Raw genomic sequence first — 21,752 nt, 5'->3', positions numbered from 1 at the left:
CAGGCCCGGTCAAATGCTTCAACAGGAAGCTTACATATAAAAATTGCCCGTAAATATACTACATATAAAAAGTAAAAACTATTTTTTTAAGTATATCACAAAAAAACCACATCAATACGACTGATTGCTACTAATATGAGAAGTAAAAAATACATTATTATCAAAACAAATTTTTACTTAATAGGTATCCAAATCTCCTCTTCACTGTCATCACTGGCATTTCTATATTTGTCTCCCAAAACTTCGAAATGAGACCTGTTATCCAAACTATAGCCCGACTGTGGCAGCCATACCGTAAAAATTTCCTTAAACACTTCTGCTCCGTTTGAAGGGTTGCCTTTATAATGGAATACAGCATACAAACCTTCGGGCACAGTTAATACTTCCATACCAATCGGTATATCTTTTTGAGAGTTTACCTCTACAGCAGCCCATTTCTCAAAAACCGTAACCGGATTGAAATTAATAAAATAGTTTTCAGGATATATCTGTACGGAATATCTATCTACCCCTAACCTGTTTGGAATGGTGCTCAATAAAGGCATAAAACTAGCCCATAAACTTTGAGTAGTGTTATTTGCAAGCGACATAATCTGTTTTTTGCCTATAAGAAAAGTCTCTGCACGTGTAGTTATTTCGGGGTTCATAGGTTAACTCTTAGATGTTGCAATATAACAAAAGCCATCCGGAACTACCCCGGTTCCGAATGGCTTTTACGTATTTTTAAACTGCTTTGAAAGCAGCATTCCAGTTTACCTGTCCTTTTTTCATACTGCCTGCCTGCTGCCGTGTTGCTGATCGGTTTCCGCAATTGCGCGCCGACGTTAGTTTAAAATGCCCTGCACGAACGGGTGGAAAGTGCAGCGCCCGTTACAACCTCCCCGGCAGCCTGCCAACCCGTCGTCTTCGTTTGACAGGCACTAAAACAGGTATAAACCTTTGTATAGTATAAAGTTAGCAAACCATTTTTATCTTATTATTAAAGCAATGCTAAAAACACACCTAAACAAAATAGGCAAAGAGCTGTTTTTCAGAAAAGTAACTTTAAACTTCTGTAAAATGATTACTAAAACCGGGAGGGATTTAGGAAATATTTATCATTTAAAGAATTCAACTCTTTAGGAATTACTTAAATATTAACAAAATGAGCATAAATAAATACTGACAGAAACTGACCTATTGTGTATTTTTGTAAAAAATAACGTTATGAAAATTTTGTTTGCTGCTGCACTGTTCTTCTCAATAACTTTTAGCAATGCACAGGAATGCAGCGAGGCAGCCTCTAAAGAAGCACAAAAAAAGCTTAATGCAGAATATGCCGACCCAACTACATCGCCACTTACAAAAACCGATATTAAAACCTTTAAAGCATTAGATTTTTATGCTGTAGACCTTAAATATTGTGTTACTGCAAAAATAAAACGCACTCCAAACGAAAAGCCTTTTTATATGGCTACTACTACAGGGCGCAAAGCACAATATGCTAAGTATGGAGAACTAAGTTTCACCTTAAACGGCAAAGCGTTTAAACTCGATGTTTTTCAGAGCACAGACCTTATGAAGCTGGAAGAATATAAAGACTATTTATTCCTGCCTTTTACAGATAATACGAACGGGAACGGCAGCTATGCCGGAGGAAGGTATATTGATATGAAAATGCCAAAAGGCGAAACAGTACAAATTGATTTTAACAGGTCTTATAATCCGTATTGCGCATACAATCATGATTATTCGTGCCCTATACCGCCATCGCAAAACTTTTTGGACACCGATATTAAAGCAGGTGTTAAAGCCTACAAAAAATAGTAAAAAAATGAACTGATTTAAACTTTTTCGCTTCAATCAAAAAAGTTTAAATCAGTTCAATATCTTAATCTTAAAGCTATTGCTTTACTACAGTTACCATTTTAAATTTTTCTCCCATACTGGCTTTTATTGTATAAGTCCCGGCCGGATAATTGTCCATATATACTTTTACAACAGCAGTAGTACTGTTGGCTTCAAATAGCTGCCTGCCTGCCATATCGAAAACCGATACATGGTCTATAACGTCATTGTCGCTAAGGGTAATAATGTTAGACACCGGATTTGGAAAAAAACTAAACCCTGAAGCCTTAGCATCTTTAATTCCTGCAACACCCTGTACGGTTATTACACCGCTCATATTAGCATGAAATAAACACACATAAGGCACAGTACCTGCAGTAGTAAACGTATGGCTGTAATTGCTGCCTGCTGTTAGCATGCCACTGTCAAAGGCTTCGGCCGATCCGGCAGAGGTGGTTACTGTGTGAGGCATGGCATCGGTTAGCATCCACATTACGGTATCTCCGGTATTAACGGTCATTGAGGCGGCATTTGCAGTTACCCCCCTAAACCAGTTGATCATGTGGGTTTCCTGTGCACTCATAGACAGGGTGGTTCCTAAAAGGAATGTAAATAGTAATTTTGTTTTCATTGTCAATTTGTTTTTAGTTTCTGGTTGCGTATCAATATAATACGCTACAAACAAACGACTATTTTCAGGAAAACAATTTACCCGATGAGTAAACCCGTTAACTGATTTAGAATATGCCGACTATAATTTAGTATATGATTTTTGTACTTACCTATAATCAAACGTAACCGGAATTTTGTTTGAAACAATTTCGGGTTCGCTTACTATCTTTTTGGTATAACGTGGTGTGATGGTAGTGTCGGTATATTTTTCGTCCTTATACTTAATATGTTCTATAATAGCCGAAACCTTTACGTTAACATCTATAGGCTGTATTAGATTATCGTTGGCCAAAGCCATAAAAAACCTGCCCTGCTGTATGCCAGCATCTGTAAAACGTTTATAAGCAGCCACACCCTTACCGGCATCATATGATTTATAAGGTTTATCGTCTAAAAACAGCTTATTATTAGCTTCGTTTACCAAAGCATACTGTACATCTTCGCCAATAACAGGTAAGGCTAAATTGGTAGCAGCTCCGGCTGCAATTCCTCCTAATGGAGTTGTAAAATAGGTTGCAGCACCCTGAACTGCACCTACAATCATTTTACGGTTTTGTTTCCAAAATTCATTGCTTTCTTCTCCTACCCCAACCCAATAAGCCCAGGCAACCACTTTTTTGGTTTCGTCTTTGGTAATGGCGTTTAACGGCAGCGTAAAATCTACAAAGGTCTTAGTATCGCCCAGCGAGCTTTTAGCACTAACGCGTTGGCTTTTGTCAAGTACAATTTCTTCAAATTTCTTTTCAGAAGCAACAACCCTTCTCGTTTTTTGAACATATAACGTATCGTATCCCGAAACAACATCTTTTGTAACCGACTTATAAATAGTGTCCTGTTTGGTTACCCATTTTACCGCAGTATTAAAGTTTTTAGTATTGGATGATTTAGGCACACGAATTATGGCAACATTACACACACGCCTGCCCTTAGTACTATTGGTAAACCTGAATGCAAAAACACCTTTGTTAGCAACTGTAAACTCCCGGGCTTTTTCTTTTTTCACATTCTGCCCTTTGTATTTAAAAGTTTCAGGATATTGCACAACACTCACCTCGCTAACATAATTGCCGTTAGCTTCTTCAACCGTAAAAATAATGCGGTCGCCTTCGGCAAAACCATAAAGTAACTCCTGAGTATCCGACGGCTCAAGTTTAAGCTGTAAATCGGCAACAGTTATTTTTTGAGCAAAGGCAGCAGCCGAGACCAGCAGTAATGCAAACAGTATTTTTTTCATCTTACAATTTCTTGGCTTCGTTCCAAAACACATCCATTTCGGCCAGCGTCATGTCCTGTAACGACTTGCCTAATTCTCCTGCCTTACTTTCCAGGTAAGTAAAACGTTTAATAAACTTTTTATTAGTGCGCTCTAAGGCATCTTCAGGGTTTACATTTATAAAGCGGGCATAATTGATAAGCGAGAACAATACATCGCCAAATTCGGCCTCGATCTTGTCTTTATCACCTGCCTGTACCTCATCATGAAACTCACTCAGTTCTTCCTGAACCTTATCCCAAACCTGGCTTGACTCTTCCCAATCGAATCCCACACCTTTAGCTTTATCCTGTATGCGACTGGCCTTTACCAAGGCTGGTAGGCCGTTTGGCACACCTTCCAATACACTTTTTTTACCTTCTTTAAGTTTTAGTTTTTCCCAGTTTTGCTTAACCTGCTCTTCATCTTCAACAACCACATCGCCATAAATGTGTGGGTGGCGGTAAATCAGTTTATCACAAATGCCGTTGGCTACATCGGCAATGTCAAAATCTCCGGTTTCACTACCAATTTTAGCATAAAAAACAAGATGCAGTAACAGGTCGCCCAGCTCTTTTTTTACCTCTATAAGATCGTTATTCAGTATCGCATCGCCAAGTTCATACGTTTCTTCTATAGTAAGATGGCGCAGACTTTGCAATGTTTGCTTTTTATCCCAGGGGCATTTAGCCCTAAGGTCGTCCATTATGTCCAGTAGCCTGCCAAAGGCATCAAGCTGTTGTTGTCTTGTGTTCATGCTGAAATTTTGTGTAAAAGTAAAAATACTAAGGCTTTATACCTAATAGGTTTATTAATTTGTCACGGCAAATGCACTATGAAAATTTTTGCCACGAATTACACAAATTGCACCAATTTTAATTTTATAAAAAATCATAAATCAAAATTTACTCGAATCTGTGAAAATTAGTGTAATTCGTGGCTAAACTTCAAGAAAAACGCATCATAATTAAAATGTACCGATAAAAATACTTCTTACCACCATAAACAAATAAAAAATCCTGCCATTAATAAAACAGCAGGATTCAACATATCTTTTAAAGAATACTATTCTTCTGCTTTTACCTCTTCGGCAGCAGGAGCTTCTTCAGCAGCAGTATCAACAACAGCTTCTTTGTTTACAAGGCCACGTGCCTGCAGCATGTTGTACCAGTTAAGTATCTTTTTAATGTCAGATGCATACACCCTGTCCTCATCAAAGGCAGGCAGTGCTTCCCTAAAATACGTTTCAAGGGTAGCATTATCTTCTTTATGAGAAATTGCAGGGCCATTGTCTTCTTTTTCGGCTATGGCACGAAAAACCTCGCTAAGGCGCACCTCGCCCTCGTAAGTATAAACCGATATCTCAGATAAAAGGCTTACGTTACTGCGAAGACCAACGGTTACCCTTTTGCCATCAGCAAGCGATTCGGCTACAAAGCCTGTTCTTGTTTGTAATTTAAGTTCATATAATCCCGGCTTGCCCGAAATAGCTAATATCTTTTCAATGCTCATTTTGTCTTCTTGTTTTTTTATGGGATGGCAAATATCTAATGTTTGGGTTTAAAAACAAAAATTATCTGCCTTTTTTGGCAACAAATTTCATTTTATAATCAGGTCTTGTTTTGCCTTCCATAATATTTTGCAGTTTCTTTTGTATCAAACGCTTTTTAAGCGATGATATTTTATCGGTAAACAAAACACCCTCTATATGGTCATATTCGTGCTGTATAACCCTGGCTATAAGGCCATCATAAACTTCGGTATGTTTATTAAAATCTTCGTCGTAATATTCTATGGTAATTTTTTCATGACGGTACACATCCTCACGCACTTCGGGTATACTAAGGCAGCCTTCGTTAAAGCACCATTCGTCGCCCTCTTCTTTAAGTATAGTAGCATTTATAAAGGTCTTTTTAAAACCAGCCAGTTGCTCCTGCTCTTCTTTGCTAAGATCTTCGTCTTCACTAAACGGACGGGTATCTATAACAAAAACACGTATAGAAAGACCTACCTGTGGTGCAGCAAGCCCCACGCCATAGGCTTTATACATGGTTTCATACATATCGGCTACTATTTGCTTAAGGCTAGGATGCTCTGCCGTTACATCAACCGCTTTTTTACGCAGCACCGGATCGCCATATCCTACTATAGGTAATATCATGTTAGTTATACTTTAAGGGCATGCTATGCAATGCCTCAATTTTAGTGCAAAAATAGTAAATTATTCTGCATAAAAAATTATTCTACAGGAACCAGCCTATACACTGCTGCCGCAGGTTTTTCTACTGCAACATAAATATAGCCATCCGGCCCTACCCTTACATCGCGCAGGCGGCCAATGTTTTTAAGCAGTTTTTCCTGCCCCGTAATTTTGTTACCGTCAAGATAGCACAGGTTTAAATATTTAAACCTTAGCGAACCTATTAAAACTGCGCCTTTCCATGGTTTGTAAACATCTCCGGTTACAAACGCCATACCAGACGGCCCTATAGAAGGCAGCCAATACAACTCAGGATCCTTTATGCCGGGAGCAGTGGTCTTATCGGTAATTATATTTCCGTCATAATTAATTCCATAGCTGGTAACAGGCCAACCGTAGTTAATGCCCGGCTGTATAATATTTATTTCATCTCCTCCGCGCGGACCATGCTCATTTTCCCATAGCACACCTGTTGCAGGATGTATAGCCAACCCCTGCGGATTGCGGTTGCCATAGGTATAAAGTGTTGTAGGCTTACCCGTTTTGTCTTTAAACGGATTATCAGCAGGTATGCTTCCGTCGTCTTTTATACGGTGAATTTTACCTAACTGGTTATTGTCAAGGCTTTGCGGATTTTGCTTTTCGTTGCCCCTCTCGCCTACCGATATAAACAGAAAACCTTTAGCATCGAACACTAAACGGCTGCCATAATGATGCCTTGTAGACGCATAGGGCAATGCCTCAAACACTACAGTTTGGTCTGTAAGTTGGTTGCCTTTAAGTTTTGCACGCATTACGGCTGTAGTTGCAAGGGTTTTGCCATTCTCTTTTTTAGGCTTAGAGTAGCTTATGTAAATAAAGCTGTTATTCTTATAATCAGGATGTTGAACAACATCAAGCAATCCTCCCTGTCCTTCCGCCAAAACCTGCGGTACACCCGCTATGGCTGTTTTCTTTTTATCCTTAACACGATAAAGCTCTCCATTGCGGTTGGTTACCAGCAGCTCATCTCCGGGTAAAAAAGCAATACCCCAGGGCACATCTATACCGGTTGCTACTTCCTCTGTCTTTACTGTAAGTTTATCGCTTTTAAATACATTACCTACAGGTGCATTGTCAAAATTATATGCTTCTACATTTTTTATCCCTTTAAGAATGTATTCCGACAGTTCTTTGATCTCGGTATCGGTAAACGCTTTACTAAAGCCCGGCATGCCTTCATCTGCATAACCAATTTTAATAGCCTTAATCAGATCTTCAAGCTTATTGCCGTGTTTCCATTGCCTGTCGGTAAATGCATCCATTTTTTCGCCATGACAGCCAGCGCAGTAATTAGCATAATTTTCGGCAGGGGTTTTGACAACTGCAACAACGTCGTTTACTACAGGCTTATAATCATTAGAGCTTTTAAAACTAAAATGAACTATAGTGCCCACAGCGAGCAACAATGCAACAAAAGGAACTTTTTTCATGGTGGGAGAAATATTTGTTGCTAAACTACCATTTTTTTATGGTTCCCAAAATTATCAATCTGTATTATTACAGATAATGAATCTTTAAGCGAGGCTTAGTTAAATTTATTTATATTTGGGCTCAGTTTTATAATAGTAAATTAATGAAATCATTTTTTGTTGCCCTCATAATGGGGCTAACACTAACCCTTAGTGCACAGGAAGACGAGTGTAAATATACAGTTACCGATAAAGAAGACGGCCAGGAAATAAAAACTACGCGCGAATACCTGATGCATGAAAAGGTTTTTGCCGGTAACTCTCAATTTGTTTTCTTTTCGCTCTCCAACACTCAGGGAGTGCCAGTACTTAATTTTCAATTGCTGGCTAAAGGAAAAGATTTCCCTAAAGTGCAGTGTATCGATAAGGCCTCAAGAATTTTTATACAACTTGCCAACGGAAAAATAGTTACTCTTATTAGTGCGAGTGAAGAAGTTTGTGGCAGCCTTATGTATGACAGCAATGAGCAAAACAATATAAGAGTACTGACAGGAAGCTTTTTGTTTACCAAAAACTCTTTTGAAGACCTTGACAAATCGGCCATTAGCTTTATAAGGGTAAAATATGCTACCGAAACTATAGATTATAACATCAAAAAAGAGCTTCAAAGCGAAAGTATGGGACAAAAATATTATCCTGAGCAGTATTTTATAAATACATTGAAATGCATACAATAATTTTAAACACTGTAGTTAACTGATTGTTAAATACTTTTAAAATTAGATACAAAAAAAAGTAAAAAACCTTTAAAAATAGTTGCAAACAATTAAATAAATGCATTACATTTGCAACCGCAAAAAGGGATTAACCCCGATGCAAAATAAAGGAGGAGAGGTGCCGGAGTGGTAACGGAGCAGATTGCTAATCTGTCGACGAGTAATCGTCGCCAGGGTTCGAGTCCCTGTCTCTCCGCTTCTTTTCGGGGTGTAGCGTAGCCCGGTCATCGCGCCTGGTTTGGGACCAGGAGGTCGCAGGTTCGAATCCTGCCACCCCGACTAAAAAGCCTTCAATGGCAGTCAAAAACCCGCAAATCATCAGTATTTGCGGGTTTTTTGTTTTTATTCCATACCAGTAAATACCAAAGAATATCAATCTGAATGTGAGCAATTGCGTGAGCGAATTTGAAGTTTTAAATTTACTCACCTATTAGCAGTTAAATAATTGTATTACAGGTTATTGTGTCGATTATTTCAATGCTTTTTGTTACGGTTTGATACCCTTTTTATCCGCTTTCTGTGAGCACTTTTGAGCAGGTTCGGGCAAAATGTATCAGTTTAACCCAAAATGTATTTGGTATGAAAAGCAAGAACACATTTGGTATCCAGTTCGTTATCAGGATGCCTAAGCAGCAAAAGAATGAAAAAGCGACCGTCTATGCCCGCATAACGGTAAATGGAAGAAGGTCTGAAATCTCCCTTAAACAAAAGGTACAGCCTAAAGATTGGGATGATGTAAAGGGACGAGCAAAAGGTAAGCGTGAAGAGATTATAAAACTCAATAGCCACATTGAACGTGTACGCACTATTATAGCCGACGGCTATAATGATTTGGTGCAGCAGCGCAAGACCGTCACTGTAGATACGGTAAAATCCTTGTTTATAGGTGGTGGTGAAGAAACGATGACACTTGGTAAACTCATAGCCTACCACAATCAGGAGGCAGCTCATAAGCTTGCGCCCGGTACGATGAAGAATTACCATACTACACAAAGGTATATTGAAAAGTTCCTCAAGGATAAGTACAAGCGGAATGATATTGCCCTTGCAGAACTCAATTACCGCTTTGTAATGGACTTTGAGAGCTATCTCGCTACCTACATACCCCAAGACCATCAAAAGCCCCTTAACAACAATGGAATTATGAAACACATTGAGAGACTGCGCAAGATGGTAAACCTTGCCATCACTTTAGACTGGCTGCCTAAAGACCCTTTTGCCAGTTTTAAAAAGCACTTTGATAAAGTGGAACGCCAGTGCCTGAATGCAGAAGAACTTGCAAGCCTTGCGAACAAGGAATTTAAAATTGACAGGCTGGAGCATGTGCGTGATATGTTCTTGTTTAGCTGCTATACTGGCCTTGCCTACATTGACATGACACAGCTCACCAAAGAAAATATCATCAAAGGTATTGACGGTGGACTTTGGCTGTCAACCAGCAGGGTTAAAACAGATACGAGTGTCCGTGTACCGCTGTTACCACAGGCAAAAGTATTAGTCGATAAATATAAAGATGACCCACGGGCACAGTACAGCAGTACCGTATTTCCTGTAATCTCTAACCAACGCATGAATGGTTACCTGAAAGAGATTGCAGATGTATGTGGTATAACCAAAACACTGACGTTTCATATTGCCCGCCATACATTTGCAACAACCGTTACCCTGAGCAACGGCGTACCGATTGAAAGTGTCTCCAAGATGCTTGGGCATACCAGTATCCGGACTACACAGATTTATGCCAAGGTTGTTGAAAGTAAATTGAGTGAAGATATGGGAAGGCTACAAGAACGGCTGAACGTCGCTTTAGGATAGGAAGACACTTATTTGAAAAGCGCAGACAGTGTCTGCGCTTTTCAAAAGGTCAGACACCGTCTGCCCAATTCACAGGAAAATAATTTCGTACCTTTGTTAGAGGCAGTCTTTTATGGCTGCCTCTTTGCATTAGTGTAAATTTCTAAAAGTAATTGCTATGAAAGATACCTATTTCAAAATGCGCCGTCCATTCAGGAAAAGGCAACACCGCTATGATATTGGCAGCCCGGTAGGCTTTTGGAACTTATATGATGATAACCATTTCCTGGCAAGGTTATATCAGATAGGCAACGATGAACAGGAAGCGTTTTATGGCTATCATTTAAAATACGCTGTAAGTAACGGTAAATGTACCGAAGCAGAGTTTTATACCCATGTGCGTGAAATTGTAGCCGACCATATAGAAGCCCTCAGAAAAGAATCGCCTTTTTCCCGTAATCACGGACGTAACCGGGCTAACCTTAAAATGCTGCGCGTATTCCGGGATTATCTTATATCCATAAATGCCTATGGATACCTTGACCCTGTAGACATTACCATTACCCGATATAATTCTGAAATTAATGAGCTTAAAAAGCAGCTTGCGCTAAAGGAACAGCTTCTCAAAGACATGAAGGTATTTGAGACCGACCAAAAAATCCGCATTACAAAGGGCTACCTCTACACACTTGTCGATGTTATACAGCAACTTGGTGAACTCAGGCTTCCTGATAAAGATGGCGTGCGGCTGTTACGGCCTTCTACTGAGATGGTATGGGTAAAGTTGATATGCAGATACTTCCAACATGGTGATGAGGATATTAACCAGCAGACCCTCCGTAGTTATTTCCCTGCAAATAAGGACAATCCAGGTACTAAATACCGCCCGATACAAGACAAGCACAAACACTTCAGGATTCAACCTTGATTTTTTTTCTTAAAAAAATAGCCTAAAAATTGGTAGCAACAAAATTAATCGTAATATTGCAATATAATTATGGGATTAACAAAGACAGAAATATTCACGGAAGAACAGAACAGGCTTGCAGTAATGCTTAAAGCACTCGCACACCCTGCGCGTATTGCCATACTGCAATATATAATTAAAGCCAATGCCTGTATCTGTGGCGATTTAGTAAATGAGCTTGGGCTTGCACAGGCTACCATATCGCAACATCTTAAAGAGTTAAAAAATGCTGGCCTGATACAGGGCACCATTGAAGGCGTGAGCGTTTGTTATTGTATAGAGCCCAAAGCGTGGGCAACGCTTCAGGAAGAAATCGGCGGGCTGTTTACTTCGTATAAAAACCCTGATGCTTGTTGTTAGGTGTTTTTTTACCCAAATCAATCGTAATATTGCAATAAAACAATTAAATTCCAAAATATGGAAAATACAGAAAAAGACCTAAAAGAGCTGGTTAGAAACAAATACAGTGAAATCGCCTTGCAGGATAAGGAAGACAACCAGGCTTCATGTTGTGGTGCAACAGGATGCAGTACCGAAGTATACAACATTATGAGTGATGATTACACGAATTTGGAGGGCTACAATGCTGATGCTGACCTTGGATTGGGATGTGGGCTGCCTACCCAGTTTGCAAAAATTAAAAAAGGTGATGTAGTAATCGACCTGGGTTCAGGCGCAGGAAATGATGCGTTTATCGCAAGGGCGGAAACAGGGGAAACAGGCAAGGTAATCGGTGTTGACTTTACCGAGGCTATGATTAATAAAGCGCGTGCCAATGCCGAGAAACTGGGTTTCAATAATGTTGAGTTCCGCTATGGCGATATTGAACACATGCCTGTAACAGCTAATGTTGCCGATGTTATTGTGAGCAATTGCGTATTGAACCTTGTACCCAACAAAGATGCAGTCATCAAAGAAATTTACAGGGTGCTTAAACCCGGTGGCCACTTCAGTATATCCGATGTTGTGCTAATCGGCGAATTACCCGACGCCCTTAAAGAAAGTGCAGAAATGTATGCCGGATGCGTTTCAGGTGCCATACAAAAACAAGCTTACATAGAACTGATAAAAGCCAATGGGTTTGTAGACATAAGTGTCCAAAAAGAAAAAAGCATTACAATTCCCAATGATATTTTGGCGCAACACCTGAGCGGTGATGAACTGGCCGGATACAAAGACAATGGCGCTGGCATTTTTAGCATAACCGTTTATGCCGAAAAACCAAAAGATACTGATGCCTGTTGTGAACCTGGATGCTGTAATTAATCCCTAACCTTATTATGTCTGTAAACAATTGTTTTCCTGTAGCCGAGCGCAAAAAGCTGGGCTTCCTTGACCGTTACCTTACCCTTTGGATTTTTTTCGCGATGGCCATAGGTGTAGGCGTGGGTTATTTTATCCCATCATCGGCAACATTTATTAACTCCTATTCAACCGGTACAACAAATATACCTTTAGCCATCGGGCTTATCCTAATGATGTACCCTCCGCTTGCAAAAGTGAAATATGAGAATATGGGCGAGGTATTTAAGGATACTAAAGTGCTGACCGCATCACTCCTGCTGAATTGGGTAGTGGGGCCAGTCCTTATGTTTATCCTTGCTATTACCCTTTTGGGCGACCATCCCTCCTACATGGTAGGGCTTATCTTAATCGGCCTGGCACGTTGCATCGCAATGGTGGTAGTATGGAATGAACTGGCAGATGGGAACCGTGAATATGCCGCTGGCCTTATTGCACTAAATAGCATCTTTCAGGTACTGCTGTACAGCGTATATGCTTACTTTTTTATTACAGTACTGCCTCCTTTGTTTGGGATGGACGGATTATCGGTAAATATCGGCATTGGCGAAATTGCCAAAAGCGTTGGGATATACCTTGGAATTCCTTTTGCAGCGGGCTTTATAAGCCGTTACGCCTTAATAAAGCTAAAGGGGGAAACGTGGTATCAGGACAAATACATTCCCTTCATATCGCCTATTACACTTATTGCCCTGCTGTTCACTATTGTAGTGATGTTTAGCCTTAAAGGCCAGCTTATCGTACAGATACCGTTGGATGTGGTGCGCATCGCAATCCCCCTTGTAATATACTTTGCCCTGATGTTCATACTGAGTTTCTTTATCGGGAAAGGTTTTGGGGCAGATTACAGCCGTGCCACCTCAATAGCCTTTACAGCTACCGGGAATAATTTTGAACTGGCCATCGCAGTAGCAATTGGGGTATTCGGTATCAATTCAGGCGAGGCTTTTGCAGGGGTCATTGGCCCACTTGTGGAGGTGCCTGCATTAATCGCCCTTGTGAACCTTGCCTTTTACTTCCGTAAAAAATACTACACCACTAAAAACGTAAAAACAATTTAAGATGAAAATTGCACTTTTTTCCGACATTCATGCCAACCTACCTGCCCTGGAAGCATTTTTTGCAGACGTTGCGCTACACAAGCCCGATGCGATTTATTGCCTGGGGGATTTGGTGGGCTACAATATATGGCCTAATGAAGTAATCGACGAGATCCGCAGGCGCGGCATCCCGACTATTGCAGGAAACTATGACTTTGGCATAGGGCGGTCAAGCGATGATTGTGGCTGTGCCTATAAGACAGAGGATGAAAAAGCAATGGGCAAAATATCTATTGCCTATACCAACGAAATTGTTGGCGATGCCCAACGTGCTTACCTGCGCACGCTTCCGGCACACATCCGTTTGGAATACCAGCTAAACAATGAAAAACTGAACGTGTTACTAGTCCACGGCAGCCCACGTAAGGTAAACGAATACCTTTTTGAAGACCGGGATGCAAAAAGCATGCTACGTATTATGGAACAGGCAGATGCCGATGTATTATGTTTTGGGCATACCCACCAGCCTTACCATAGGGTATTAAATTCCGGCAGCGAAGATGCCAACCATTACCGCCATGCCGTAAATATCGGCTCAGTAGGGAAACCGAAAGACAAAGACCCCCGTGGTGGTTATGTGCTATTGCATGTAGATGCAAACAGTGGTATTAACTATAAGGATAGTATTAAAGTGGAATTTATCCGCTTTGAATATGATGTTGAAAAAGCAGCACAGGCAGTAGAAAACAGCCCACTCCCTAACGAATACGCAGCAATGCTTAGAAACGGTTAACATGAAAATAGCACTCTTTTCCGATGTACACGCCAACTTTCCTGCTTTTGAAGCATTTTTGGCGGATGCTGAAAGGCAGCAGGTCGATGCGATTTATTGCCTTGGCGACCTGATAGGATACAATATTTGGCCTAATGAGGTAATTAATGAGTTGCGCAGGCGTGGAATTGCAGCCATCAGGGGCAACCATGATTTAAAAAACAGCGGCTACGCTTATGAACTGGTTTCAGAACAAAACAGGCAATTTCTGGCAACCCTCCCTGCACACCTCCGATTAGAATACCGGCTCAACAACGACCACCTTACTATTGTTATGGCGCATGGCAGTATCCGAAGCGTGAACGAATATTTACTCGAAGACCTTGAAGAAAGCTATGTACTGGATATGATGAAGGAAGCTAAAGCCGATATACTATGTGTTGGGCATTCCCATAAACCGTACCACCGTATTATCAAAGACGGAGATAATTTTAAGCACATAATCAATACAGGTTCAGTGGGCAAGCCCAAAGATGGTAACCCAAAGGCTTGTTATGTATTGCTTACCCTTAATGGGGATAGCTCGTCAATGCATCCAGATACTGTAAGGGTTGAATTTATCCGTATCCCCTATGATATTGATAAAGCAGTCAACGGGATAAAGGGAAGCCCGCTTCCTGATGATTTAGCCGAAAGATTAATAAACGCAAACTAAATAAGTTATGGAATTTCCTGAAAAATTATACTACTCTAAAGAACACACCTGGCTTTCAGTGGACGGCGGTATTGGTACAATTGGCATTACAGAATTTGCGCAAAACCAGCTTGGGGAAATTGTGTATGTTGACTTGCCAAACGTTGGGCAAAACTTTGAGGACGATGAAATATTTGGAGCTGTGGAGGCTGTTAAAACAACCAACGAACTTTTTATGCCTGTCGGAGGCAAAGTAATTGAAACAAATCAGGTGTTACTGCAACAGCCAGAATTAGTTAATAGCAATCCATTTGGGGCGGCGTGGATGATAAAAATTCAAATTAATGATGGCTCAGACATAACGTCTTTACTAAGTTATGAGGATTATAAAGCACTCGTAGAGCAATAAATAGTAACTGCTATTGCTTTTAGAGAATGCAAAACGCAGCAATTTATCAAAAGTTTTAATTGATATATTGGACTTATTTTGATTGATTATGTGGAGAATTGTATAAATCACTGGCCTTGCTCACCTCCAATACATTTAGTTAAAATGAACATAGAAACCTACTGATAGTAGTAGATGAAAACTCTATTTTTTTTTAAATTTGTATGGACTATTTTAAGTTATTCCCTTTTTCATATTGGCCATGATTAAATTTAAAAAAAGTATCCCGGCACTTCCAGTAATTAATATTTCCCAAGCAATTGAGTTTTATGAAAATAAGATGGGATTTAAAGTTCGTCACCGTGAGGAAAGTTTTGCCATAATTGTACGCGATGAATTAGAGATTCATCTTTGGGCTTCGTGCGACAAAAGCTGGAAATACAGAAGCCTACTGCTTTTTTTGAAACCTGTCTGGAGTGGTGCAGAATCTTTTCTCGCGGGAACAGCAAGCTGTAGGGTTGAAGTATCAGATATAGATGGATTATTTAAAGAATATAAAACACGGGACATACTTCATAATGAAAATACCATCATTAGAGAACAATATTGGGGGCAACGAGACTTCTCTATATCTGATCTCTACGGAAATCTTATTACTTTTTATGAGGAGATGGACTAGCTCTTTTCTTCAACCTTGCTATTATTGATGGGTATATAATAACTAAGAAACTATGTAAGAAACCTTTTTTATCATTATATTATGAGAAGAAATGCCGGGCATACACCCGGCAATAACCTTTAAATGATATTCATTTTTTGTATTCTAACTGCATTAAGGATTGCTAACAAGGCGACCCCCACATCAGCAATGACAGCTTCCCAAAGATTGGCAATCCCCCCGGCACCCAACGCTAATACGATAATTTTAACCCCCATAGCCAATCCAATATTTTGCCATACAATGCGCTTGGTTATCTTTCCTGCATTAATTGCTGCTGTAATTTTAGATGGCTGGTCGTTTTGAATTACTATATCTGCTGTTTCAATAGTCGCATCACTGCCAAGGCCACCCATAGCAATTCCTGCATCCGCGAGCGCTACTACGGGAGCATCATTTATACCGTCGCCAACAAATGCAATAAGTTTTCCTGCATTTTTAATATCCTGTACTTTCTGTACCTTTCCTTCAGGCAGTAGGTCACCGTAGGCCTCATCAATTCCTAAAGCATTCGCCACTTTATCTACTACAGCCTGTTTGTCTCCGGAGAGCATCACGGTTTGTAAACCCATCCGGTGCATCTGCTTGACGGTATTCACAGCATCTTCTTTAATTTCGTCAGCAATCGTGATGAAGCCTGCATAGCGGTTTTCAATTGCTATAACCACGACGGTATCGACTAAAGCATCCACTTCTGTCGGATAGCTAATATTGAACTTCTTCAGTAACTTGCTATTGCCTGCTAATATAGCCTTTCCGTCAATTAAGCCTTTTAATCCATGACCGTGTACTTCCTCGACATTTTCCGCTTGCAGTAAAGATTTACCATCAACGTAATCTACAATAGCTTTCGCTATTGGATGTGTTGAGTTGCTTTCCAACGCCGCAGCATACTTCAGCAATTCTTCCGTTGGAAGTACTTCGGATGAAATTTCCTGTACCTTAAAGACCCCTTTAGTAAGTGTACCGGTTTTGTCCATAACGATAGTGTTAACTTGTGTCATCACATCAAGGAAATTTGAACCTTTAAAAAGAATACCGTTACGTGAGGCAAGGCCTATACCACCAAAATATCCCAATGGGATTGAAACCACCAATGCACATGGGCAACTAATTACCAAAAACACCAGAGAGCGATAAAACCATTGCTGAAAATCGTAGTCAGAAACAAAAAAGTAGGGCAAAAAGCAGAGCAATATTGCGAGTGCGAAAACAATTGGGGTGTATATTTTTGCGAACTTGCTGATGAATAGCTGCGTCTTCGATTTACGTGAAGTGGCATCTTGTACCATTTCCAATATCTGACTTAACTTGCTGTCATTAAACAGGGCCTTTACTTTTACCTGTGTAACCTTATCGAGGTTGATCATCCCCGCAAAAACCGCTTCGCCTTTTCGCTTTGTGTCGGGTTTACTTTCCCCTGTAAGGGCAGCCGTGTTGAAAGATGCTGAATCTGAAAACATTTCACCGTCCAGGGCTACTTTTTCACCGGGCTTCACCTCAATAATATCATTAACAGCGACGGTCTTTGGGTCGACAACACTACGTTCACCATTGCGAACAACCGTCACACTGTCTGGCCTGATATCCAGTAGGGCTTTGATACTCCTTTTTGCCCGGTCTACAGCAGCATCCTGAAACCATTCACCTATAGAATAGAATACCATTACGGCAACACCCTCACTGTAAGACCCGATAGCAAAAGCACCAATGGTTGCCACACTCATCAGGAAAAATTCATTAAAGAAATCGAAACGCTTTGCTTTTCGCCATGCGAGGCCTAATACATTATAGCCGGAAAGGATAAATGCCACGGCATATATGATAAGGTTTGTAGGAAAAGAAGGGATAATATTGAACCCATATTCTAACCCAAGCATAAGGAAGAGTATGGCGATTGCACTAAGTAATGGCAAATGCTTATTAAAACTATTTTCATCCACTTTCTTTGCGGGAGTTTGTGGCTTAGTTCCTTTTAAATCTTGCATGATGGATAAATTTTTATGAAATGTATTAATGTTCATGCCCGCCACCACCGGCACTTTTGATCAGGTGGCTTTGTATGTAATATGCCCCTTTAAGGACTATCTTCGCATCCTTAGGTAAAGGTTCTACCACAGTTACCTGTATATAGCCCAGTTGCGAAGTACCTGTTTTCACTTCAACACGTTTAAAATGGTAGATTGTCCCTTCGTCTTCATGGGTATCACCGTCGTTATGCGAATGCCCTTCTGTTTCGTCATGGGCATCTTTATGGGTATCCCCGTCCTCATGGCTGTGGCCTTTTTGTCCGTCATGGCTTTCTTCCTGATGCCCTTCATCCAGGACAAAAATATACTCCCTGCCGTCAGCCTTTACAATGGCTTCATTAGGCAATGCCGGCACAACGTTAGCACCCACATCAATCAGCGCATTTACATACATACCGGGTATTAGGCTCGGGCCGGGATTAAGGATTTCAGCATGTACGGCTACCGACTTGGTTTCGTTTTCAAAAGAATGGCTAACATTAAATACCTTGCCTTTGATTTCCTTGTCATCCTGGTTGGTAAGCACAAAGCGTATGGCTTGCCCCGGCTTCACCTTACCCAAATCTTTTTCATATACCAAAAGGTCGACATGCAGCTTGGAGTTGTCAACAATGCTTAAAAGCGGCTTGCCAACTTCGGCATTGCTGCCAATTTTGATATTAACACTGGTTACGTACCCCGAAATAGGTGCGATAAGCGGCATTGAAGCCGTTACCGAATTGCTGTTCAGGTTCAGTAACGACAATTGCTTGCCCAATGATGCAAAACGCGCTTGCTCCGTTTCATAATCGGCCTTTGTACGCTGGAAAACCTTTTTAGAGTTTACGTTTTCCTCACTCAGTGTCTTTTGCCTCTCAAATTCCAGTTTCAGGAATTCAAGGTTGCTTTTAGATGTAGCATAAGCTTCCTGAAGTTTAGCAAATTCAGGGCTCTCTACTACGGCAAGCACCTGGCCTTTGGTAACGCGTTGCCCCTCGATAACATTTATTTTTGACACAACCCCGGTTAAGTGCACCGATACATCTGCCTGGTTCTGTGGAGGTAGTTCGGTATAGCCGTTTGCATTGATCACCTCACTAAGGTTCTTTTGCGAGAACGTTCCCAGTTCAATAGCAGAAGCCTTGAATTGCGCTTCGTTCAGCTCCACTTCCTTGGCAGCAGCACCTTCTTCTTTTTTCTCGCCGGTAGCTTCCTGCTCCGTGCCATGGTCATGGCCTTCTTCCTCTTTGGTATTGCGTAAGAGGTAATAATCAATCAGGACTACCGCGGCAAGGCCCAGTATTATATAAAGTACGGTTTTAAATTTTATGTTTTTCATTGCTGTATATTATTGATTAAGCAGGTATTGCAGGTTAATGGCAGCCTGGTTGTAGTTATTGATAGCATTGATATAATTGATACGGATAGCAAGAGATGTTTCCAGCCCCTGCACGTATTCGACGTAGCTGATGTCCCCGTTCTGGTAGGCCTTTGTGGCATTACCCGAAATGGTATTGGCATTGGGCAGCGCCGTATCGTTATAGTATTGCAGCATGGCCGTGTAAGTATCCAGCTGTTTTACCTGTTGTTCATAGCTCCCGGTAAGCTGAGCCTTGAGGTAATCGGCATTGGCCTTTTGCAATTGGATATTGGTATTAGCAGCCTTTATCCTGGCAGACGACGCATTCCAAAACAGTGGTATACTAATTCCCACTGAGAATCCCTGAAAACGCAGTGTATTGTTATAATACGTACTGACACCGTTCCATTCCTGGCTACCGGTAAGCGACTGTATAAAATAGCCTGCTGAAATATCCGGCAGCAACAGCGAGCGCTCCGCTTTCTTTTCTGCGGTAGCTATATTAACCTGTTGCTGTGCCAGGCGTAGTGTAGCGTTTTGAGATACCTGTGTGCTGTCTTGCCCTATAGCAAAAACATTTGGCCTGAACTCCGTTTCTGATATTGTAAAATCCCCATCAAGTTTTAGAAGGGTTTTCAATTTCGATTTCTCAACGGCAATGAGTGCCTCGTTCTGTTTTATCTGCTGCTGTAGTTCCAGTTGCTTGGCTTTGGCAGTTACATTTTCCAATGAGCCGGTTTCACCGGTTTGGAACTTAAGCTCTGCCGCACGCACAAACTGCTGCATCAGGCTGTTTTGCTCGACCAATACTTTATTGAGCTGCATATAATACAGCATCATATTCCAGCTTTGCCTGATCTCGAAAGTAATATCCTGTTTGGTCTGCCCGAGGCGCAGTTCGCCCGCCTTCACGTTTTCATTGAGCAGGTTCCGTCGTGCACCATACTGGAAGGGACTGAACGTTTGCGATATACTGAGGTTTTTATCCTGTGCCCTGCTGTTGATTTGCCCGAACGTACCGTTTATTTCCGTCTTGGGTGCATCAAATGCTGTACCACGTAATTGCTGCTGGCGCGCAACATCAAGGTTGGAAGCCTGTACAGCCCCGTTATTTTTAAGCCCGGTTGCTATGGCGTTATCTAGTGTAAGGGGCTGCTGCTGTGAGAAGCCTGCGAAAGGAAGCACCAAAAGCAATACTATCGCCAGTTTTGCGCCCTTTTTAGTATTGTTATTCCCTTTAAAACCTTTCTCAAAGAAATAATACAATATAGGCAGTACCACAAGGGTTAAAAGTGTAGCGGTTACCAGCCCGCCTATAACCACAGTAGCAAGAGGTTTCTGTACTTCAGCACCTGCACCACTGCTTAATGCCATAGGTAAAAAGCCCAGCGAGGCTACCGAAGCAGTAAGCAATACCGGCCTTAGCCTTACTTTTGTACCTTCCCTTATGCGGTCATAGATATCGGTTATACCTTCTTTTTTCAGTTCATTGAAATAGGCAATCAGCACGATACAGTTCAACACCGCCACACCGAAGAGTGCAATAAAGCCAACGCCCGCCGAGATACTGAACGGCATGCCGCGCATCCACAGGGCAAATACCCCGCCAATAGCCGAAAGCGGTATCGCGGTAAAGATGAGTACCGATTGCTTAATGGATTTAAATGTAAAATATAGCAGTATAAAAATTAAGCCCAGCGCTACCGGCACTGCTACCATTAGGCGCTTGTTGGCCTGCTGCAGGTTCTCAAACTGCCCACCGTAAGTAAGGTAGTATCCCGCTGGAAGTTTCAGGTTTTTATCCAGTTTTGCCTGTATGTCTTTTACCACGCTTTGTACATCGCGCCCCCGTATGTTGAAGCCTACCACAATACGGCGGCGGCCATCTTCACGGCTGATTTGCATAGGGCCGTCTTCAAATTTTATATCGGCTACCTGCTCCAGTGGTATCTGGTTACCTGATGGCAATGTAATATATAACGACTTCAGGTTGCTTATGTCCTGTCTTTTGTCCTGTATGAGGCGTACTACAAGGTCAAAACGTTTCTCGCCTTCATATACTGTACCTGCTGTTTCACCGGCAAAACCCATGCGTACCACACGGTTAAGGTCGCCCACATTTAGGCCATAAAGTGCAAGCTTATCTTTATCGTATTTCACGGTAATTTGCGGCAAACCGGCCACACGTTCGGGGCGTGCATCGGTAATGCCCTTAATACCCTGTATCTGCTCCATTATTTCATCACCGGCGCTTACAAGCCTGTCGATATCCTCGCCAAATATCTTAATGGCTACATCGCTGCGAACCCCAGTCATCAACTCATTCATACGCATTTGTACAGGCTGGGAAAATTCGGTAGTGGCACCCGGTATTTCTTCCAGGGCTTCCTCCATTTTGGCCATCAGCTCTTCAGTGGTTTTGGCAGAAGTCCACTCGTCTTTATTCTTCATGATGATAATCATGTCACCTGCCTCCATAGGCATGGGGTCGGTAGGTATTTCAGCACTACCGATCTTGGTTACAATCATT

General features: G+C 41.4%; 22 protein-coding genes and 2 tRNA genes. 14 read left to right on the top strand and 10 right to left on the bottom strand.

The genetic code is table 11. The features are described from left to right. Positions 1 to 173 precede the first annotated feature (173 nt). Positions 174 to 647, bottom strand: a complete 474-nt coding sequence (locus GR160_RS18800; protein ID WP_160751448.1) for a GyrI-like domain-containing protein — start codon at positions 645 to 647, stop codon at positions 174 to 176. An 86-nt stretch (positions 648 to 733) separates the two neighbouring features. Between GR160_RS18800 and GR160_RS18795 the strand changes: the two genes are divergently transcribed. Both GR160_RS18795 and GR160_RS18790 read left to right on the top strand, forming a co-directional pair. Then, positions 734 to 952, top strand: coding sequence for a hypothetical protein (locus GR160_RS18795; protein ID WP_160751447.1), 219 nt, complete (start codon positions 734 to 736; stop codon positions 950 to 952). Positions 953 to 1,206: 254 nt separating this feature from the next. After that, positions 1,207 to 1,806 (top strand): DUF1684 domain-containing protein, encoded by a 600-nt coding sequence (locus GR160_RS18790; protein WP_160751446.1) that lies wholly within the window; start codon positions 1,207 to 1,209, stop codon positions 1,804 to 1,806. Between the two features lie 76 nt (positions 1,807 to 1,882). Here the strand turns inward: GR160_RS18790 and GR160_RS18785 are convergent, their stop codons facing one another. The 6 genes from GR160_RS18785 to GR160_RS18760 all read right to left on the bottom strand — a co-directional run bounded on the left by GR160_RS18785 (position 1,883) and on the right by GR160_RS18760 (position 7,423). Beyond that, complete coding sequence (locus GR160_RS18785) at positions 1,883 to 2,458, bottom strand: T9SS type A sorting domain-containing protein (protein WP_160751445.1); 576 nt, start codon at positions 2,456 to 2,458, stop codon at positions 1,883 to 1,885. A gap of 147 nt (positions 2,459 to 2,605) precedes the next feature. Beyond that, positions 2,606 to 3,733 carry a hypothetical protein gene (locus tag GR160_RS18780; protein WP_160751444.1) on the bottom strand — a complete coding sequence of 376 codons (1,128 nt, stop codon included), beginning with the start codon at positions 3,731 to 3,733 and terminating at the stop codon, positions 2,606 to 2,608. A gap of 1 nt (position 3,734) precedes the next feature. Further along, positions 3,735 to 4,508 (bottom strand): nucleoside triphosphate pyrophosphohydrolase, encoded by a 774-nt coding sequence (gene mazG, locus GR160_RS18775; RefSeq protein WP_160751443.1) that lies wholly within the window; start codon positions 4,506 to 4,508, stop codon positions 3,735 to 3,737. Positions 4,509 to 4,816: 308 nt separating this feature from the next. Further along, positions 4,817 to 5,263 carry a DUF5606 domain-containing protein gene (locus GR160_RS18770; RefSeq protein WP_160751442.1) on the bottom strand — a complete coding sequence of 149 codons (447 nt, stop codon included), beginning with the start codon at positions 5,261 to 5,263 and terminating at the stop codon, positions 4,817 to 4,819. A gap of 61 nt (positions 5,264 to 5,324) precedes the next feature. Then, on the bottom strand, positions 5,325 to 5,912 hold the full coding sequence (gene def / locus GR160_RS18765; RefSeq protein ID WP_160751441.1) for a peptide deformylase: 588 nt from the start codon (positions 5,910 to 5,912) through the stop codon (positions 5,325 to 5,327). A gap of 77 nt (positions 5,913 to 5,989) precedes the next feature. Next, complete coding sequence (locus GR160_RS18760) at positions 5,990 to 7,423, bottom strand: PQQ-dependent sugar dehydrogenase (RefSeq protein WP_160751440.1); 1,434 nt, start codon at positions 7,421 to 7,423, stop codon at positions 5,990 to 5,992. Between the two features lie 143 nt (positions 7,424 to 7,566). Here GR160_RS18760 and GR160_RS18755 point away from each other — a divergent pair, with 143 nt between their 5' ends. The 12 genes from GR160_RS18755 (at position 7,567) to GR160_RS18700 (ending at position 15,814) form a co-directional block, all read left to right on the top strand. Continuing rightward, complete coding sequence (locus tag GR160_RS18755; protein ID WP_160751439.1) at positions 7,567 to 8,139, top strand: hypothetical protein; 573 nt, start codon at positions 7,567 to 7,569, stop codon at positions 8,137 to 8,139. A gap of 151 nt (positions 8,140 to 8,290) precedes the next feature. Beyond that, positions 8,291 to 8,374, top strand: a tRNA-Ser gene (locus GR160_RS18750). 8 nt (positions 8,375 to 8,382) lie between these two features. Continuing rightward, positions 8,383 to 8,457 (top strand) — tRNA-Pro (locus tag GR160_RS18745). 300 nt (positions 8,458 to 8,757) lie between these two features. Then, positions 8,758 to 9,993 (top strand): site-specific integrase, encoded by a 1,236-nt coding sequence (locus tag GR160_RS18740; RefSeq protein WP_160751438.1) that lies wholly within the window; start codon positions 8,758 to 8,760, stop codon positions 9,991 to 9,993. Between the two features lie 157 nt (positions 9,994 to 10,150). Continuing rightward, positions 10,151 to 10,900, top strand: a complete 750-nt coding sequence (locus GR160_RS18735; protein ID WP_160751437.1) for a hypothetical protein — start codon at positions 10,151 to 10,153, stop codon at positions 10,898 to 10,900. A gap of 69 nt (positions 10,901 to 10,969) precedes the next feature. After that, positions 10,970 to 11,299: a helix-turn-helix transcriptional regulator gene (locus GR160_RS18730; protein ID WP_160751436.1), complete on the top strand. Its 330-nt coding sequence runs from the start codon at positions 10,970 to 10,972 to the stop codon at positions 11,297 to 11,299. A gap of 57 nt (positions 11,300 to 11,356) precedes the next feature. Beyond that, entirely contained in the window at positions 11,357 to 12,205 is an 849-nt protein-coding gene (locus tag GR160_RS18725) for an arsenite methyltransferase (protein ID WP_160751435.1), read from the top strand. A gap of 14 nt (positions 12,206 to 12,219) precedes the next feature. Continuing rightward, positions 12,220 to 13,302 carry an ACR3 family arsenite efflux transporter gene (gene arsB / locus GR160_RS18720; RefSeq protein ID WP_160751434.1) on the top strand — a complete coding sequence of 361 codons (1,083 nt, stop codon included), beginning with the start codon at positions 12,220 to 12,222 and terminating at the stop codon, positions 13,300 to 13,302. Position 13,303: 1 nt separating this feature from the next. Further along, positions 13,304 to 14,074, top strand: a complete 771-nt coding sequence (locus GR160_RS18715) for a metallophosphoesterase (protein ID WP_160751433.1) — start codon at positions 13,304 to 13,306, stop codon at positions 14,072 to 14,074. 1 nt (position 14,075) lies between these two features. After that, positions 14,076 to 14,768, top strand: coding sequence for a metallophosphoesterase (locus GR160_RS18710; protein ID WP_160751432.1), 693 nt, complete (start codon positions 14,076 to 14,078; stop codon positions 14,766 to 14,768). Positions 14,769 to 14,775: 7 nt separating this feature from the next. After that, entirely contained in the window at positions 14,776 to 15,156 is a 381-nt protein-coding gene (gcvH, locus tag GR160_RS18705) for a glycine cleavage system protein GcvH (RefSeq protein ID WP_160751431.1), read from the top strand. Between the two features lie 241 nt (positions 15,157 to 15,397). After that, a complete protein-coding gene (locus tag GR160_RS18700; protein WP_202390824.1) occupies positions 15,398 to 15,814 on the top strand; it encodes a VOC family protein in 417 nt (138 codons plus the stop codon). Between the two features lie 119 nt (positions 15,815 to 15,933). On the opposite strand, the gene GR160_RS18695 is transcribed toward GR160_RS18700, so the two are convergent. From GR160_RS18695 to GR160_RS18685, 3 genes are all read right to left on the bottom strand, one after another. After that, positions 15,934 to 17,841, bottom strand: coding sequence for a heavy metal translocating P-type ATPase (locus GR160_RS18695; protein ID WP_202390823.1), 1,908 nt, complete (start codon positions 17,839 to 17,841; stop codon positions 15,934 to 15,936). 25 nt (positions 17,842 to 17,866) lie between these two features. Next, positions 17,867 to 19,201, bottom strand: coding sequence for an efflux RND transporter periplasmic adaptor subunit (locus tag GR160_RS18690; RefSeq protein ID WP_160751430.1), 1,335 nt, complete (start codon positions 19,199 to 19,201; stop codon positions 17,867 to 17,869). A 9-nt stretch (positions 19,202 to 19,210) separates the two neighbouring features. Continuing rightward, the coding region (locus GR160_RS18685) for a CusA/CzcA family heavy metal efflux RND transporter (protein WP_160751429.1) at positions 19,211 to 21,752 on the bottom strand (2,542 nt) is incomplete at its 5' end.

This window comes from Flavobacterium sp. Sd200, assembly GCF_009826935.1.
GTDB lineage: Bacteria > Bacteroidota > Bacteroidia > Flavobacteriales > Flavobacteriaceae > Flavobacterium.
This window is presented reverse-complemented; position numbering and strand designations above follow the sequence as displayed.

What these genes read in the sequence shown, in the direction of transcription:
- gcvH (WP_160751431.1), top strand. Translation starts at nt 14,776, where the DNA reads ATGGAATTTCCTGAAAAATTATACTACTCTAAAGAACACACCTGGCTT.
- GR160_RS18690 (WP_160751430.1), bottom strand. Translation starts at nt 19,201, where the DNA reads ATGAAAAACATAAAATTTAAAACCGTACTTTATATAATACTGGGCCTT.
- GR160_RS18760 (WP_160751440.1), bottom strand. Translation starts at nt 7,423, where the DNA reads ATGAAAAAAGTTCCTTTTGTTGCATTGTTGCTCGCTGTGGGCACTATA.
- GR160_RS18785 (WP_160751445.1), bottom strand. Translation starts at nt 2,458, where the DNA reads ATGAAAACAAAATTACTATTTACATTCCTTTTAGGAACCACCCTGTCT.
- GR160_RS18755 (WP_160751439.1), top strand. Translation starts at nt 7,567, where the DNA reads ATGAAATCATTTTTTGTTGCCCTCATAATGGGGCTAACACTAACCCTT.
- arsB (WP_160751434.1), top strand. Translation starts at nt 12,220, where the DNA reads ATGTCTGTAAACAATTGTTTTCCTGTAGCCGAGCGCAAAAAGCTGGGC.
- GR160_RS18725 (WP_160751435.1), top strand. Translation starts at nt 11,357, where the DNA reads ATGGAAAATACAGAAAAAGACCTAAAAGAGCTGGTTAGAAACAAATAC.
- GR160_RS18800 (WP_160751448.1), bottom strand. Translation starts at nt 647, where the DNA reads ATGAACCCCGAAATAACTACACGTGCAGAGACTTTTCTTATAGGCAAA.
- GR160_RS18780 (WP_160751444.1), bottom strand. Translation starts at nt 3,733, where the DNA reads ATGAAAAAAATACTGTTTGCATTACTGCTGGTCTCGGCTGCTGCCTTT.
- GR160_RS18735 (WP_160751437.1), top strand. Translation starts at nt 10,151, where the DNA reads ATGAAAGATACCTATTTCAAAATGCGCCGTCCATTCAGGAAAAGGCAA.
- mazG (WP_160751443.1), bottom strand. Translation starts at nt 4,508, where the DNA reads ATGAACACAAGACAACAACAGCTTGATGCCTTTGGCAGGCTACTGGAC.
- GR160_RS18770 (WP_160751442.1), bottom strand. Translation starts at nt 5,263, where the DNA reads ATGAGCATTGAAAAGATATTAGCTATTTCGGGCAAGCCGGGATTATAT.
- GR160_RS18740 (WP_160751438.1), top strand. Translation starts at nt 8,758, where the DNA reads ATGAAAAGCAAGAACACATTTGGTATCCAGTTCGTTATCAGGATGCCT.
- def (WP_160751441.1), bottom strand. Translation starts at nt 5,912, where the DNA reads ATGATATTACCTATAGTAGGATATGGCGATCCGGTGCTGCGTAAAAAA.
- GR160_RS18710 (WP_160751432.1), top strand. Translation starts at nt 14,076, where the DNA reads ATGAAAATAGCACTCTTTTCCGATGTACACGCCAACTTTCCTGCTTTT.
- GR160_RS18730 (WP_160751436.1), top strand. Translation starts at nt 10,970, where the DNA reads ATGGGATTAACAAAGACAGAAATATTCACGGAAGAACAGAACAGGCTT.
- GR160_RS18695 (WP_202390823.1), bottom strand. Translation starts at nt 17,841, where the DNA reads ATGCAAGATTTAAAAGGAACTAAGCCACAAACTCCCGCAAAGAAAGTG.
- GR160_RS18700 (WP_202390824.1), top strand. Translation starts at nt 15,398, where the DNA reads ATGATTAAATTTAAAAAAAGTATCCCGGCACTTCCAGTAATTAATATT.
- GR160_RS18790 (WP_160751446.1), top strand. Translation starts at nt 1,207, where the DNA reads ATGAAAATTTTGTTTGCTGCTGCACTGTTCTTCTCAATAACTTTTAGC.
- GR160_RS18715 (WP_160751433.1), top strand. Translation starts at nt 13,304, where the DNA reads ATGAAAATTGCACTTTTTTCCGACATTCATGCCAACCTACCTGCCCTG.